12 protein-coding genes and 1 tRNA gene are annotated in these 15,297 nt (G+C 67.4%); all 13 read right to left on the reverse strand.

Features of this window, described 5'->3' with window-relative positions:
• Positions 1-106: 106 nt before the first annotated feature.
• Positions 107-583 (reverse strand): 30S ribosomal protein S7, encoded by a 477-nt coding sequence (rpsG, locus tag G3576_RS30525; protein WP_164698266.1) that lies wholly within the window; start codon positions 581-583, stop codon positions 107-109.
• Between the two features lie 11 nt (positions 584-594).
• Positions 595-966 carry a 30S ribosomal protein S12 gene (gene rpsL / locus G3576_RS30530; protein WP_164698267.1) on the reverse strand — a complete coding sequence of 124 codons (372 nt, stop codon included), beginning with the start codon at positions 964-966 and terminating at the stop codon, positions 595-597.
• A 379-nt stretch (positions 967-1,345) separates the two neighbouring features.
• A complete protein-coding gene (rpoC, locus tag G3576_RS30535; protein ID WP_164698268.1) occupies positions 1,346-5,521 on the reverse strand; it encodes a DNA-directed RNA polymerase subunit beta' in 4,176 nt (1,391 codons plus the stop codon).
• A gap of 103 nt (positions 5,522-5,624) precedes the next feature.
• The gene (gene rpoB, locus G3576_RS30540) at positions 5,625-9,812 is read right to left on the reverse strand and encodes a DNA-directed RNA polymerase subunit beta (protein ID WP_164698269.1); all 4,188 of its coding nucleotides are present in this window, start codon (positions 9,810-9,812) and stop codon (positions 5,625-5,627) included.
• 274 nt (positions 9,813-10,086) lie between these two features.
• On the reverse strand, positions 10,087-10,464 hold the full coding sequence (gene rplL / locus G3576_RS30545; RefSeq protein ID WP_164698270.1) for a 50S ribosomal protein L7/L12: 378 nt from the start codon (positions 10,462-10,464) through the stop codon (positions 10,087-10,089).
• A 108-nt stretch (positions 10,465-10,572) separates the two neighbouring features.
• Complete coding sequence (rplJ, locus tag G3576_RS30550) at positions 10,573-11,103, reverse strand: 50S ribosomal protein L10 (protein ID WP_164698271.1); 531 nt, start codon at positions 11,101-11,103, stop codon at positions 10,573-10,575.
• Positions 11,104-11,509: 406 nt separating this feature from the next.
• A complete protein-coding gene (gene rplA / locus G3576_RS30555) occupies positions 11,510-12,211 on the reverse strand; it encodes a 50S ribosomal protein L1 (protein WP_164698272.1) in 702 nt (233 codons plus the stop codon).
• A gap of 3 nt (positions 12,212-12,214) precedes the next feature.
• The gene (gene rplK, locus G3576_RS30560) at positions 12,215-12,649 is read right to left on the reverse strand and encodes a 50S ribosomal protein L11 (protein ID WP_164698273.1); all 435 of its coding nucleotides are present in this window, start codon (positions 12,647-12,649) and stop codon (positions 12,215-12,217) included.
• A 180-nt stretch (positions 12,650-12,829) separates the two neighbouring features.
• Positions 12,830-13,387 (reverse strand): hypothetical protein, encoded by a 558-nt coding sequence (locus G3576_RS30565; RefSeq protein ID WP_164698274.1) that lies wholly within the window; start codon positions 13,385-13,387, stop codon positions 12,830-12,832.
• A gap of 213 nt (positions 13,388-13,600) precedes the next feature.
• The gene (gene nusG, locus G3576_RS30570) at positions 13,601-14,137 is read right to left on the reverse strand and encodes a transcription termination/antitermination protein NusG (protein WP_164698275.1); all 537 of its coding nucleotides are present in this window, start codon (positions 14,135-14,137) and stop codon (positions 13,601-13,603) included.
• Entirely contained in the window at positions 14,137-14,334 is a 198-nt protein-coding gene (secE, locus tag G3576_RS30575; RefSeq protein WP_092961094.1) for a preprotein translocase subunit SecE, read from the reverse strand. The genes nusG and secE overlap by 1 nt, the downstream gene beginning before the upstream one ends.
• A 168-nt stretch (positions 14,335-14,502) precedes the next feature.
• Positions 14,503-14,579: transfer RNA gene (locus G3576_RS30580), tRNA-Trp, on the reverse strand.
• A 65-nt stretch (positions 14,580-14,644) separates the two neighbouring features.
• Entirely contained in the window at positions 14,645-15,055 is a 411-nt protein-coding gene (locus tag G3576_RS30585; protein WP_164698276.1) for an RDD family protein, read from the reverse strand.
• Between the last annotated feature and the right edge of the window lie 242 nt (positions 15,056-15,297).

The raw sequence follows: 15,297 nt of genomic DNA on the forward strand, positions 1-15,297 counted from the left end.
GTCTTCCCATGGTCCACGTGCCCGATCGTGCCGATGTTGCAGTGCGGCTTCGTCCGCTCGAATTTCGCCTTGGCCATTGCTTCAGGTCCTCAGGATCGGGTCTTGTTTACCAGCGGTAGTGGCTGAAGGCCTTGTTCGCCTCCGCCATCCGGTGCGTGTCTTCGCGCTTCTTGACGGCCGACCCACGGTTGTTGGCGGCGTCCATCAGCTCCGCCGAAAGGCGGTCTTCCATCGTGTGCTCGCCGCGCTTGCGCGCGCTGTCGATGATCCAGCGGATCGCGAGCGCCTGGCGCCGCTCCGGCCGAACCTCGACGGGGACCTGGTAGGTCGCGCCACCGACGCGGCGGCTGCGGACTTCCACGGCCGGCTTCACATTGTCCATCGCCTCATGGAAGACGCGCAGCGGGTCGCTGTTCGGACCCCCGCGGCGCTTCAGCGTGTCCATGGCGGCGTAGACGATGCCCTCGGCGGTGCTCTTCTTGCCGTCGTACATGAGCACGTTCATGAAACGGCTCAGCACGAGGTCACCGAACTTCGGGTCCGGCAGAACTTCACGCTTCGTGGCGCTATGGCGGCGCGACATCTCTCAGATCCTCACTTCGGCCGCTTGGCGCCGTACAGCGACCGGCGCTGGCGACGCTTCGCGATGCCCTGCGTGTCGAGCACGCCACGCAGGATGTGATAGCGGACACCCGGAAGGTCCTTCACGCGGCCACCGCGGATCAGGACAACGGAGTGTTCCTGCAGGTTGTGGCCCTCGCCCGGGATGTAGCTCACGACCTCGTAGCCGTTCGTCAGGCGGACCTTGGCCACCTTACGCAGAGCGGAGTTCGGCTTCTTCGGCGTCGTCGTATAGACGCGCGTGCAGACGCCCCGCTTCTGGGGGCTGCCCTGCAGGGCCGGAACCTTGTTCCGCTTCGCAATGGGCTCACGCCCCGTGGCGATGAGCTGGTTGATCGTCGGCATGACGCCCCTTCGTGCCCGTCCCGTCTTTCCACAACGCCGCCAAGCACGTTGGCCCGCGTGGACGCGCAATTGCGCACCCTGCGGGCTACCGTCCTGCCACCGGCCTCAGCCCTCCCTGACTTCGGGAGGGCGGCGCCGGCGACGCATCGCTGTGGACCAAAATTACAGCCCGGCCGTGCGATGCTGATGCACCACCCCGACCAAGGACCCGCCGTTTATCCGGCGCGTCCTGTTGAGTCAAGCGAAGTGGAACTTCCCGAAGTCTTCGGCGCCGCCATTCCCGGCAGGGCCGCCATTCCACCACGCCATGCCTTCGCCCCACCCGTTGCGGATGGGGTCCAGGCCGGCAGAAGGGGGGCCTGGACGGGCCGCCCGCCCGTTACTCCGCCGCGCGGGCAGGCCCCGGCAGCGGGGCCGGGCTGGCCGGGATGCGGCCGCGGTCCCGCTGCGCCGCCACGGCGCGCAGCTTGTTCATGACGGAGCCCGTGCCCGCCGGGATGAGACGCCCGACGATCACGTTCTCCTTCAGGCCCATCAGGTTGTCGACCTTGCCCGCCGTCGCGGCCTCCGTCAGCACCCGAGTCGTCTCCTGGAACGACGCGGCCGAGATGAAGGAGGTCGTCTGCAGCGAGGCCTTGGTGATGCCCTGCAGCACCGGCTCGGCGCGCGCGGGGCGCTCCTTCGCCAGGATGCGCTTCTCGTTCTCGATCTCGAACTCGATTCGCTCCACCGTCTCGCCGACCAGGTAGGTCGTGTCGCCCGGATCCAGGATCTCGACCTTCTGCAGCATCTGGCGAACGATCACCTCGATGTGCTTGTCGTTGATCTTCACGCCCTGCAGTCGATAGACGTCCTGGATCTCGTTGACGAGGTAGTTCGCCAGCGCCTCGACACCCAGCACGCGCAGGATGTCATGCGGCACGCGGGGGCCGTCGACCAGCGGGTCACCGGCCTTCACGTAGTCGCCTTCCTGCACCGAGACGTGCTTGCCCTTCGGCACCAGGTATTCGCGCGGCGTCACCGGCTCATCGCCCACCTGGTCGGGGACGACCAGGATGCGGCGCTTGGCCTTGTAGTCCTTGCCGAACTCAACCCGGCCATCGATGTCGGCGATGATCGCCGCATCCTTCGGACGACGCGCCTCGAACAGCTCGGCCACCCGCGGCAGACCGCCGGTGATGTCGCGCGTCTTCGACGATTCGCGCGGCATGCGCGCGATGACGTCGCCGATGCTGACCTCCTTGCCGTTCTCGACCGAGAGGATCGAGCCCGGCGGCAGGACGGTGATCGCCTCCGCGCCATTGTCGCGCTTCACGACGTTGCCCGCCGCGTCGCGCAGGATCAGGCGCGGACGGAGATCGGCGCCGCGACCGACGGACTTGTATTCGACGACCTCCTTGAAGGAGAGCCCCGTCACCTCGTCCATGCGGTCCATGAGGGTGACGTTCTCGATCAGGTCGGCGAACTCCACCTTGCCGTTCTTCTCGGTGATGATCGGCAGGGTGAAGGGGTCCCATTCCGCCAGCTTCTGGCCGCGGGACACCGCGGCGCCTTCCTCGACCAGCAGGCGCGCACCGTAGGGCACGCGGCTCCGGCCGCGCTCCCGCCCGTTCGCGTCATGCAGCACGGCCTCGCAGTTGCGGGCCATGACGATGGTGGCGCCCTGGCTCGTGGTGACCACCACGCGGTTCAGGAACTTCACCGTGCCGTCCGCGATCGCCTCCACCGCCGACTGCTCCGCGCCACGCTGCGCGGCACCGCCGATGTGGAAGGTGCGCATGGTCAGCTGCGTGCCCGGCTCGCCGATCGACTGCGCGGCGATGACGCCCACGGCCTCACCGGTGTTGACGGGCGTGCCGCGGGCGAGGTCGCGACCGTAGCAATGGCCGCAGACGCCGACGCGCGCATCGCAGGTCAGCACGGAGCGGATCTTCACCGCCTCCACGCCGGCCTTCTCGATCAGCTCCGCCTCCGGCTCCTCGATCAGCGTGTTGATCTTCACCAGCACGCGGCCATCGGCGGGGTCGAGCACGTCCTCCTGCGTCGTCCGGCCCAGGATGCGCTCGGAGAGCGAGGAGACGACCTCGCCGCCATCCATCACGGCGCGCACGGTGATGCCGCGCTCGGTGCCGCAATCATCCTCGACGATGATGCAGTCCTGCGCCACGTCCACCAGGCGGCGGGTCAGGTAGCCCGAGTTCGCCGTCTTCAGCGCCGTGTCGGCTAGGCCCTTGCGGGCGCCGTGCGTGGAGTTGAAGTACTCCAGCACCGTCAGGCCTTCCTTGAAGCAGTTGATGATCGGCTGCTCGATGATCTCGCCCGAGGGCTTGGCCATCAGGCCGCGCATGCCGGCGAGCTGGCGCATCTGGGCGGGCGAACCGCGCGCACCGGAATGCGACATCATCCAGACGGAGTTGGCGGGCTTGCCGATCTCCTGCTTCTGGATCTCCTTCATCATGGCCTGTGCCACTTCTTCCGTGCAGCGCGACCAGGCGTCGACCACCTTGTTGTAGCGCTCGCCGGCGGTGATGAGGCCGTCGAGGTACTGCTGCTCGAACTCCTTCACCTGGTCCTTGGTATTGCCGATCAGCGTGTACTTGCTGTCCGGCATGACCATGTCGTCCTTGCCGAAGCTGATGCCCGCCTTCGCCGCATGGCGGAAGCCGAGGCCCATCAGGCGGTCGGCGAAGATCACGCTCTCCTTCTGGCCGCAGTGACGATAGACGGCGTCGATGACGTCGGAGATCGTCTTCTTGGTCAGCTGGCGGTTCAGCAGCGAATAGGGCACCGCCGGGTGCAGGGGCAGCAGCGCGCCCATGAACATCCGGCCAGGCGTCGTCACCACGCGCTCGGTGACCGTGTTGCCGTCCTTGTCCGCGGCCTTGCGGCGGGCGCGGATCTTGGTGTGCAGGTTGATCGTGCCGGCGGCCAGCGCCTGCTCGATCTCGCCGATGGTCGCGAAGGCCGGGGCCGCACGCTCATCCGCCGCGCGGAATTCCGGCGTCTCCAGGCTGAGGTAGTAGAGGCCGAGCACGATGTCCTGGCTCGGCACGATGATCGGCTTGCCGTTGGCGGGGCTGAGGATGTTGTTGGTGGACATCATCAGCACGCGCGCTTCCAGCTGCGCCTCGAGGCTCAGCGGCACGTGCACGGCCATCTGGTCGCCGTCGAAGTCCGCGTTGAAGGCGGTGCAGACCAGCGGGTGCAGCTGGATCGCCTTGCCCTCGACCAGCGTCGGCTCGAAGGCCTGGATGCCCAGGCGGTGCAGCGTCGGCGCGCGGTTCAGCAGGACCGGGTGCTCGCGGATCACCTCCTCGAGGATGTCCCACACCTCCGGCCGCTCCTTCTCCACCATCCGCTTCGCGGCCTTGATGGTGGTGGCGTGGCCGTACTTCTCGAGCTTCGAGTAGATGAAGGGCTTGAACAGCTCCAGCGCCATCTTCTTCGGCAGGCCGCACTGGTGGAGCTTCAGCTCCGGACCCACCACGATGACCGAACGGCCGGAGTAGTCGACGCGCTTGCCGAGCAGGTTCTGGCGGAACCGCCCCTGCTTGCCCTTCAGCATGTCGGACAGCGACTTCAGCGGGCGCTTGTTGGCGCCCGTGATCGCGCGGCCGCGGCGGCCATTGTCGAACAGCGCGTCAACGGCTTCCTGCAGCATGCGCTTCTCGTTGCGCACGATGATGTCCGGCGCGCGCAGCTCGATCAGCCGCTTCAGGCGGTTGTTGCGGTTGATGACGCGACGATAGAGGTCGTTCAGGTCCGAGGTCGCGAAGCGGCCGCCATCGAGCGGCACCAGCGGGCGCAGCTCCGGCGGGATGACCGGGACGACGTCCAGGATCATCCACTCCGGACGCGCGCCGCCTTCGGCGAAGCTCTCCAGCATCTTGAGGCGCTTCACCAGCTTCTTGCGCTTGGCCTCGGAGGTCGTCTCCTTCAGCTCCGTGCGCAGCCGGGTCGCTTCCTTGTCGAGGTCGATGGCAGCGAGCATCTGCTTCACCGCCTCGGCGCCGATGCCGACCGAGAAGGCGTCCTCGCCGAACTCGTCCTGCTTGTTCTGGTACTGGTCTTCCGTGAGAAGCTGATGGAGCTTCAGGTCCGTCAGGCCCGGCTCAAGCACCACATAGCTCTCGAAGTAGAGGACCTTCTCCAGCTCCTTCAGCGACATGTCGACCATGAGGCCAACGCGCGACGGCAGGCTCTTCATGAACCAGATATGCGCGACCGGCGACGCCAGCTCGATATGGCCCATGCGCTCGCGCCGGACCTTGGCGAGCGTGACCTCGACGCCGCACTTCTCGCAGATGATGCCGCGGAACTTCATCCGCTTGTACTTGCCGCAGAGGCACTCGTAGTCCTTGATCGGGCCGAAGATGCGGGCGCAGAACAGCCCGTCCCGCTCCGGCTTGAAGGTGCGGTAGTTGATCGTCTCCGGCTTCTTGATCTCGCCATAGGACCAGGAGCGGATCTGCTCCGGCGAGGCGATCGAGATGCGGATCTGATCGAAGGTCATCGCCTGGCCGGTCTGGCCGAGGATCTTCATCAGTTCGTTCATGCGGTCCACTCCGTCCGGCGCGTCAGCCCTTGGGCCTGCGCGCCACGAAAAGGGAGAGAGAACCGCGCCGCCCGAGGGCGGCGCGGGCAGTCAGAAGGCCCGATCAAGCAGGGCGATTCTCGAGGTCCACGTTGAGACCCAGCGACTTCAGTTCCTTCACCAGCACGTTGAAGGATTCCGGGATGCCGGCCTCGAAATTGTCCTGGTCGCGGACGATCGCCTCATAGACCTTGGTGCGGCCGGACACGTCGTCCGACTTCACCGTCAGCATCTCCTGCAGCGTGTAGGCGGCGCCGTAAGCCTCCAGCGCCCAGACCTCCATTTCGCCGAAGCGCTGGCCACCGAACTGCGCCTTGCCGCCCAGCGGCTGCTGGGTGACGAGCGAGTAGGGGCCGATGGAGCGGGCGTGGATCTTGTCATCCACCAGGTGGTGCAGCTTCAGCATGTAGATGTAGCCGACCGTGACCTTGCGCTCGAAGCGCTCACCCGAACGGCCATCGTGCAGCCAGACCTGGCCGGACTTGTCGAGGTCCGCCTTCTCCAGCATGCCCTCGATGTCCGCCATGCGCGCACCGTCGAAGACCGGCGTCGCGATGGGCACGCCCTTCTTCAGGTTCTCGCAGAGCTCGATCAGCTGGTCGTCATCCATCGGGTCGATGTCCCGCGCGATGACGTCATCCGGGTAGGCCTCGCGCAGCTTGGCGATCAGCTCCTCGCGCATCGCACCGCCACGGCGATACTCCTCGACGAGGTCGCTGATCTGGCGACCGATATTGGCGCAGGCCCAGCCGAGGTGCGTCTCCAGGATCTGACCCACGTTCATGCGCGAGGGCACGCCGAGCGGGTTCAGCACCAGGTCCACCGGCTGCCCGCTTTCCAGGAACGGCATGTCCTCGATCGGCACGACGCGGGAGACGACACCCTTGTTGCCGTGGCGGCCGGCCATCTTGTCGCCCGGCTGCAGCTTGCGCTTCACCGCGACGAAGACCTTGACCATCTTCATCACGCCGGGCGGCAGCTCGTCACCGCGCTGCAGCTTCTCGACCTTCGACTCGAAGCGCTTCTGCAGGCGCTCAACCGCGGCATCGAATTCGCGCTTCAGCGCCTCGATCTCCGCCATCGCCGCATCGTCCTGCACGCCGATCTGGCGCCAAGTCGCCTTGGCGAACTGGTCGAGCACGTCCTGCGTCAGCTCCGTGCCGGCCTTCACGCCCTTGAAGCCGCCGGAGGCCTTGCGGCCCAGCAGACGCTCGCGGAGGCGGGAGAAGAAGGACCGCTCCTGGATCGCCTTCTCGTCGTCGCGGTCCTTGGCCAGGCGGTCGATCTCGGCGCGCTCGATCGCCATCGCGCGCTCGTCCTTGTCGACGCCGCGGCGGCTGAAGACGCGGACATCGACGATGGTGCCGGCCACGCCCGGCGGCAGGCGAAGCGACGTGTCGCGCACGTCGCTGGCCTTCTCGCCGAAGATGGCGCGGAGGAGCTTCTCCTCCGGCGTCATCGGGCTCTCGCCCTTCGGCGTCACCTTGCCGACCAGGATGTCACCCGGCTGCACTTCCGCGCCGATATAGACGATGCCGGCCTCGTCGAGGTTGCGCAGCGCTTCCTCACCGACGTTCGGGATGTCGCGGGTGATTTCCTCCTGGCCCAGCTTGGTGTCGCGGGCCATCACCTCGAACTCGTCGATATGGATGGAGGTGAAGACGTCGTCGCGCGCGATGCGCTCCGAGATCAGGATGCTGTCCTCGAAGTTGTAGCCGTTCCAGGGCATGAAGGCGACGAGGGCATTGCGGCCCAGCGCCAGCTCGCCGAACTCCGTGGACGGGCCGTCGGCGATGATGTCGCCGGCGTTCACCTTGTCCCCCACCTTCACCAGCGGGCGCTGGTTGATGCAGGTGGACTGGTTGGAACGCATGAACTTGCGCAGGCGGTAGATGTCGACGCCCTTGGTGGTGCCGTCATCCGCCGTCGCGCGCACGACGATGCGCGCACCGTCGATGCTGTCGATGATGCCGTCGCGCTTGGCCACGATGGTGGCGCCGCTGTCGCGCGCCACTGCCGCCTCCATGCCGGTGCCGACCAGCGGCGCATCCGCCTGGATCAGCGGCACCGCCTGGCGCATCATGTTGGAGCCCATCAGCGCGCGGTTGGCGTCGTCGTTCTCGAGGAACGGGATCAGCGCCGCGGCGACGGAGACGAGCTGCTTCGGGGAGACGTCGATCGCCGTCACCTCCTCCGGCTTCACCAGGCGGAAGTCGCCGCCATCGCGCACGCTGACCAGCTCCGACTTGAAGCTGCCATCCGTGTCGACCTCGGCATCCGCCTGCGCGACGACCAGGCGTTCCTCCTCCATGGCGGAGAGGTAGCGCGGCGCGCCGGTCACCTTGCCGTCCTTCACCAGGCGATACGGCGTCTCGATGAAGCCGTACTTGTTCACCTTGGCAAAGGTGGCGAGGCTGTTGATGAGGCCGATATTCGGCCCTTCCGGCGTCTCGATCGGGCAGATGCGGCCGTAATGGGTCGGGTGCACGTCGCGCACCTCGAAGCCCGCACGCTCACGCGTCAGACCGCCCGGGCCCAGCGCCGAGAGGCGGCGCTTATGCGTCACCTCGGAGAGCGGGTTGGTCTGGTCCATGAACTGCGACAGCTGGCTGCTGCCGAAGAACTCCCGCACCGCCGCCGCCGCCGGCTTCGCGTTGATCAGGTCATGCGGCATGACGGTGTCGATATCGACCGACCCCATGCGCTCCTTGATCGCGCGCTCCATGCGCAGCAGGCCGACGCGATACTGGTTCTCCATCAGCTCGCCGACCGAGCGCACGCGCCGGTTGCCGAGGTTGTCGATGTCGTCGATGGAGCCGTTGCCGTCCTTCAGCTGCAGCAGGACGCGCAGCGTCTGCACGATGTCCTGCTTGCGGAGCGTCCGCTGCGTGTCCGGCACCTCATCGGCGGAGAAGCCGAGGCGCATGTTCATCTTCACGCGGCCGACGGCCGAAAGGTCGTAGCGCTCCGCATCGAAGAACAGGCCGCGGAACAGCGTCTCCGCCGTGTCGGCGGTCGGCGGCTCGCCCGGGCGCATCACCCGGTAGATGTCCATCAGCGCTTCGTCGCGGTTGGAATTCTTGTCCACCGCGAGCGTGTTGCGGATCCAGGGGCCGGCGGACTGGTCGATCGCCAGCGTCGGCAGGCGGTCGAGCCCGGCCTCCTCGATCGCGACCAGCTTGGGCTCGGTCAGTTCCTCGCCGGCCTCGGCCCAGATCTCGCCGGTCTGCATGTTGACCATGTCCTCGGCCACGAAGCGGCCGAGCAGGTCCGCGCGGCCGACCAGCACTTCCGTCGTGCCGCCTTCCGCGATCTTCCGCGCCGCGCGCGGCGTCAGCTTCACGTCCTTCTCGGCCACCACCTGGCCGGTCTTCGCATCGACAAGCGCTTCCTGCAGCTTGATGCCGCGGAAGGCGTCCGGGTCGAAGGGGCGCGACCAGCCCTTGGGGCCACGGGAGAAGACCACCTGGCCGTAGAAGGCGTTCAGGATCTCCTCGGCGTCCATGCCGCGGATCTCGCCGATCTCGAGCGCGGGAAGGCCGGCGGCCGCGCGATCGGCGCGCTGCTTCTCGGTCCACTGGCTGTCGAGGGCATAGAGCAGCGTCGTCGCCGGCAGCTTCCGCTTCCGGTCGATGCGGACATAGCAGATGTCCTTGGCGTCGAACTCGAAGTCGAGCCAGGAGCCGCGATAGGGGATGACGCGCGCGGCGAAGAGGTACTTGCCGCTGCTGTGGGTCTTGCCCTTGTCGTGATCGAAGAAGACGCCCGGGCTGCGGTGCATCTGGGAAACGATGACGCGCTCGGTGCCGTTGATGATGAAGGTGCCGTTGTCCGTCATGAGCGGCATGTCGCCCATGTAGACGTCCTGCTCCTTGATATCGCGCACGGAACGAGAACCCGTGTCCTCATCCACGTCCCACACGATGAGGCGCAGCCGCACCTTCAGCGGCGCGGCGAAGGTCAGCCCGCGCTGGATGCATTCCTCGACGTCGTATTTCGGCTCTTCCAGCTCGTACTGGACGAATTCCAGGCGGCCTCGGCCGCCGAAATCGTCGATCGGGAAGACCGACTTGAAGACCTCCTGAAGCCCGGTATGCGTGCGGCTGTCCGGGTCCACCCCCATCTGCAGGAACGCTTCATAGGAAGCGCGCTGCACGTCGATGAGGTTGGGCATCGGCGCCACTTCGGGCAACCGCCCGAAGGACCGCCGGATCCGCTTGCGCGCCGTGAACGACTTCGTGATAGCGTTCATGCCTGTCCCGCTTCCCGTGCCTGCCGGCCGCGCATCGCGCCCGGAGGATCTTCGCCAGAGTGCCCCGCCAGCGCGGACCGGAATGCCCGGCCCCGTGACGATTAGTCGCAACCGACGATGGTTGAACCACCGTCAAACGCGGGCGCGGGCGGGATTCCCTTCCGGGAGTCCCGCCCGTTCCCGCCAGATAGTGTCCGGTGGACCCCGAAGGGAGTCCCCCGGAAGCTTCCGCGGTGCCGACCCTGGGTTCGCCAGGGCCGGTTCCGCCGAATACTCAGCTGATCTCGACCGTGGCGCCGTTCTCTTCCAGCACCTTCTTGATCTTCTGAGCCTCGTCCTTGTTCACGCCGTCCTTGACCAGCTTCGGCGCGCCCTCGACCAGGTCCTTCGCTTCCTTCAGGCCGAGACCGGTGATCGTACGGATCTCCTTGATCACGTTGATCTTCTTGTCGCCGCCCGCCTTCAGCGTCACGGTGAACTCGGTCTTTTCCTCGACCGGGGCAGCGGCGGCGGCGGCCGGAGCGGCGGCGGCAACGGCCACCGGCGCGGCGGCGGAAACGCCCCACTTCTCTTCCAGCATCTTGGAGAGCTCAGCGGCCTCCAGGACGGTCAGGGCGGAGAGCTCGTCAACGAGCTTAGCGAGATCGGCCATGTGTGTATGTCCTTCGATCTAATGGCTTGGCTTGATGTTTGCAACACCTGGGTGGGTTGGCCCCGCCCCGGTGTCCTCGGTGTCTCAGGCTGTGCGAATGCGGCCCTGTCAGGCCGCCTCCGCCCCCGCCTCGTCCTTCTTGGCGTAGGCGCTGAAGACGCGCGCCAGCTGGCTGCCAGGGGCCTGCAGCACGCCCGCGATGCGGGTGGCCGGGGTCTGGATCATGCCAAGCAGCGACGCACGCAGCGCTTCCAGCGACGGCAGTTCGGCCAGGGCCTTCACGCCATCGGCGTTCAGGGTCTGCTTGCCGAGCGCCCCGCCAAGGATCACGAACTTGTCGTTCCCCTTGGCGAATTCCACGGCGGTCTTCGCCACGGCCACCGGATCCTTCGACCACGCGAGCGCGGTCGGACCCTTCAGCAGCGGCGAGATGCCCTGGAAGCTGGTACCATCGAGGGCGAGGGCGGCCAGCCGGTTCTTTGCCACCTTGTAGGTCGCGCCGGCGCTGTTCATCTGGCGCCGCAGCTTCGTCGCATCCGCGACCGTCAGGCCCTTGTTCTGGCTGACGAGCACGAACGACGTATCTGCGAACACCGCCTGAAGCGCCGCCACGAAGGCAGCCTTTTCCGAACGGTCCACGTCCCGTCTCCGTTACAGTTGCCACCCGGATTCACGCCACCCGCGGGGCAAGCCAGGCCCGCCGCGCGAAGGACATCCGGATGGTGGCGAGGGCCTTTTGGAAGGGCCCCGGCCGGTTCAAGCGCGGGGCCGCGGCGCCGCGAGCGACGCCAGACCCCGAATGGCCTGCTGGATCGGGACCGCCAAGCCAAGCCGCCGGGCATGACCCCGGGGGCGGAAAGCATTGCGGCACCCCATCTATCCCCTGCGTGGCTTCCGCCGCATCAAGGCCCGCCGGCACGAAGCCGGGCTGGGCCACAGGAGGTCTCCGACAGGTTCGGGCAAAGGCCTTTTGGGCCCCTGCCCTGCCCGGCGCCCTCAGCGGGCGCCGAATCTCTCAGGCCCCGGCCTGGGCCGGGGCGAACACTCAGCCGCCGGAAGAGAGGCTGGCCACATCCACCTTCAGGCCGGGGCCCATGGAGGAGGAGAGCGAGACCTTCTTCACATAGGTGCCCTTGGCACCCGTCGGGCGGGCCTTCTGGATCGCGTCGACGAAGGCGCGGGCATTGGCGACCAGCGCCTCGGCCTCGAAGCTCGCCTTGCCGATGCCGGCATGGACGATGCCGGCCTTCTCGGCGCGGAACTCCACCTGGCCGGCCTTGGCGGCCGTCACGGCGCCCTTCACGTCCATCGTCACGGTGCCGAGCTTCGGGTTCGGCATCAGGCCGCGCGGGCCGAGCACCTTACCGAGGCGGCCGACGAGGGCCATCATGTCCGGCGTCGCGATGCAGCGGTCGAACTCGATCTTGCCTTCCTGCACCAGGGCGGCCAGGTCGTCCGCGCCCACCACATCGGCGCCGGCGGCCTTGGCTTCCTCGGCCTTCGGGCCGCGGGCGAAGACGCCCACGCGGACCGTCTTGCCGGTGCCGTTCGGCAGGCCGACCACGCCGCGGACCATCTGGTCGGCATGGCGAGGGTCGATGCCGAGGTTCATCGAGATCTCGATCGTCTCGTCGAACTTGGCCTTGGCGTTCGCCTTGGCGAGGCTGATCGCCTCATCCAGCGCGTAGGCCTTCTCCTGGTCGAGACCCGCGACGATCGCCTTGAGGCGCTTGCCCTGCTTGGCCATGGATCAGCCCTCCACCACGGTCATGCCCATCGAGCGGGCGGAGCCTGCGAGCATGCGCACCGCCGCCTCGACGGTGGTGCAGTTCATGTCCTTCATCTTCACCTTGGCGATCTCGGCGAGCTGCGTCTTGGTGACGCGGCCGACATTCGGGCCCTTGCCCGGCGTCGTGCTGCCCTTCTCGATCTTCGCCGCCTTCAGCAGGAAGTAGGTGTTGGGGGGCGTCTTGGTGATGAAGGAGAAGGTGCGGTCGGAATAGGCGGTGATGACGACGGGCGTCGGCGTGCCCGGCTCCATCTGCTGCGTCGCCGCGTTGAATTCCTTCACGAACTGCATGATGTTCAGGCCGCGCTGGCCGAGCGCCGGACCCACGGGCGGGGACGGGTTCGCCTTGCCGGCCGGGATCTGCAGCTTGATGTAGCCGACGATCTTCTTCGCCATGATCGATCCTCTGTTGGTGGCAGAGGCCCGCGGTACCTGCGAACCGGTCGCCCGGCTCTCCCGCGTTCCAATGTCAACTGTGGCAGAACGCCGAACGGCCCGGAAAACCCGGGCCGCTCTGCGGAGGCGCGCGTATAGCGGGGGGTCGGGGGCGAGTCCAGCCCCGCGATGGGCCGCCCGTCAGACGCCGATGCGGGCGGCTTGGCGCAGGCCTTCCAGCCGCACGATCTCGGCCTCCATCAGCGTGACGGCCGGCGCGTCATTGGTTGTGCCACTGACCTGTTCCCGCAGCCGGGCGATGATCGGATCGAAGAAGGCGTCGCGCTGCGTCACGTCCGGAAAGGACTGCGGCACCAACGCCACGTGGGTGTCGGCGGGGTAGGCGTACATGGCGCCGGTTGCCGATGCAGCCGCGAGGCCGATCAATCCGCCTGCCAGGAAGTAGAGCCCGGCAGTCGAGCCATCGGTGCGTGAGGCGATGACCGTGCGTCCCGTGGCGTGTGCGGGCGCATCGCAGGAGACTTGGATCGGCGATGCGCTGTTGGTCACCCGCAGCAGGCCCGGCGTGGGCGCAACCCGCCCCACCGCCTGCCCGTCCCGCCGCGCTTCACAGGTCGCGCCGACCGGCGTGGTGGTGACGGCAATGCGGACAGGGGGCTCAGAAGGGTTGCCAGCACAGGCGACGGTCAAGACCAGGCCAGCGCCGGCGAGCACCGCCCGGCAAGATCGAAGTGACATCGGGACACCGTTCGATGGGTTGTGGGAGCGGCCACGTCCTGGGGCCAACCATGGCTACGGCGTCATGCCGCGGCCACCCTTTACGATATCGAATCGGCAAAAAGCAACCTTGGGTAGACGAATGCAGGCCGTGCGATGCAGAAAATACCTTGCATCGCCCGTGTACCTAGAGGGCGCCGCACCGACGGTGGCCGCAGCCTGCAGCCCCTGCCCTCAGAGCTTCTCGACCTGCCCGTATTCCAGCTCCACCGGCGTGGAGCGGCCGAAGATGCTGACGCTGACCTTCACGCGGCCGCGTTCCTCGTCCACTTCCTCGATCGTGCCGTTGAAGCTCGTGAAGGGGCCGTCGGCCACGCGGACCTGCTCGCCCACCTCGAAGACGATGGCGGGGCGCTTCGGCTTGTCGGCGCCGTCCTGCACCTGCTTCAGCATGCGCTGCGCTTCGGATTCGCGGATCGGCGTCGGGCGGTTCTTCTCGCCCAGGAAGCCCGTCACCTTCGGCGTGTTCTTCACCAGGTGCCAGGCGTCGTCGGTCATTTCCATCTTCACCAGGACATAGCCCGGGAAGAACTTGCGCTCCTGGTTCGTCTTGGTGCCGCGGCGGACCTCGACCACTTCCTCGGCCGGGACCAGGATCTCCTCGAAGGCGTCGGCCAGGCCCTTCTGGGCGGCCTGCTCACGCAGCTGCTGGGAGATCTTCTTCTCGAAGCCCGAATAGACGTGGACCACGTACCACTTCTTGTCGGCCATCAGCCACCTACCCCGAACAGCATCCGCATCGCGTAGGCGATGATCTGGTCCACCACCAGGAAGAACACCGCCGCGGCCGCCGACAAAGCGAGCACGAGACCGGTCGTGATCAGCGTCTCCTTGCGCGACGGCCAGGTGACGCGGGCCACTTCCTGCCGCACCTCGCGGACGAACAGCGCGGGATCGAGCTTGGCCAAGAGGGGCCCCTTCACGGCGTTGACGATGACACAACCCGAACACGGGGCCCGCCACCGGAAGAGTGGCCCGGACCCCGGTGCCCGGGACTTCCGACAAAGTCCCGGCCTGCGCGTCCGCCAGCCCCCCGGCTTCGGGGGGCCTGCGGCCGCGAAGACTGCGCGGCCGGCTGGCAGGGGCGGAGGGTCTCGAACCCCCAACCTCCGGTTTTGGAGACCGGCGCTCTAGCCAATTGAGCTACGCCCCTCTGGGGCCGCGCGAGGGCCGTGATCTATATCAGCGGAGGAGGCCTGTCGAGAGCACCGGCGCCAGTTAGCGTGCGACCTTCACCACCAATGTGCCGCCGATCTTGTCGTGCCAGGTCTGGCGGCGGTCATCCCACAGCATCCAGAAATAGCCGAGGCCGAGCGGGATGGCGGAGACGAGGTAGCCGATATAGCGCAGCACCAGGCGGCCGATGGGCACCTCGCCGCCTGTCTCGGCATCGATGATGCGGATGCCGAGGGCGAGCTTCCCCGGCGTGCCGCCACGCTCCACCCAGAAAAGCAGCACGACAAGCCCGGTGATGACGTTGCTCATCAGCTCCGCGGCCCCGGACATGGCGCCGCCATTCACCGCCTCCGCCAGCGCGCCCAGCAGCATCGCGAGGGGGAACAACCAGATCAGGTCGATGATGTTGGCGAAGGCGCGGCGCCAGAAGCCCGCCAGGTCCTGCTGTTCCATGATGGCTCCCGCGGCCCGTCCCGGCACCGGTAGGGCTTGCCCCGGGCGCTTGTCCAGCGCCCGCCAACGAAAAGGGGCGGGCCGCCTGCGCGACCCGCCCCCCTCACCCACCCCGTCGCCGGGGAAAGGCCTATGTCAATGGCCTTTTCGCGTGACCGCTCAAGGCCCCTCAGACGCCGGGCGGAAACCTCCGGTTTCCTTGGCTTCGCCGCATAGGCGGCGGCGCCCATTCGGGCGCTCGG

Source organism: Falsiroseomonas algicola (genome assembly GCF_011040385.1).
In the GTDB taxonomy this organism is placed as follows: domain Bacteria; phylum Pseudomonadota; class Alphaproteobacteria; order Acetobacterales; family Acetobacteraceae; genus Falsiroseomonas; species Falsiroseomonas algicola.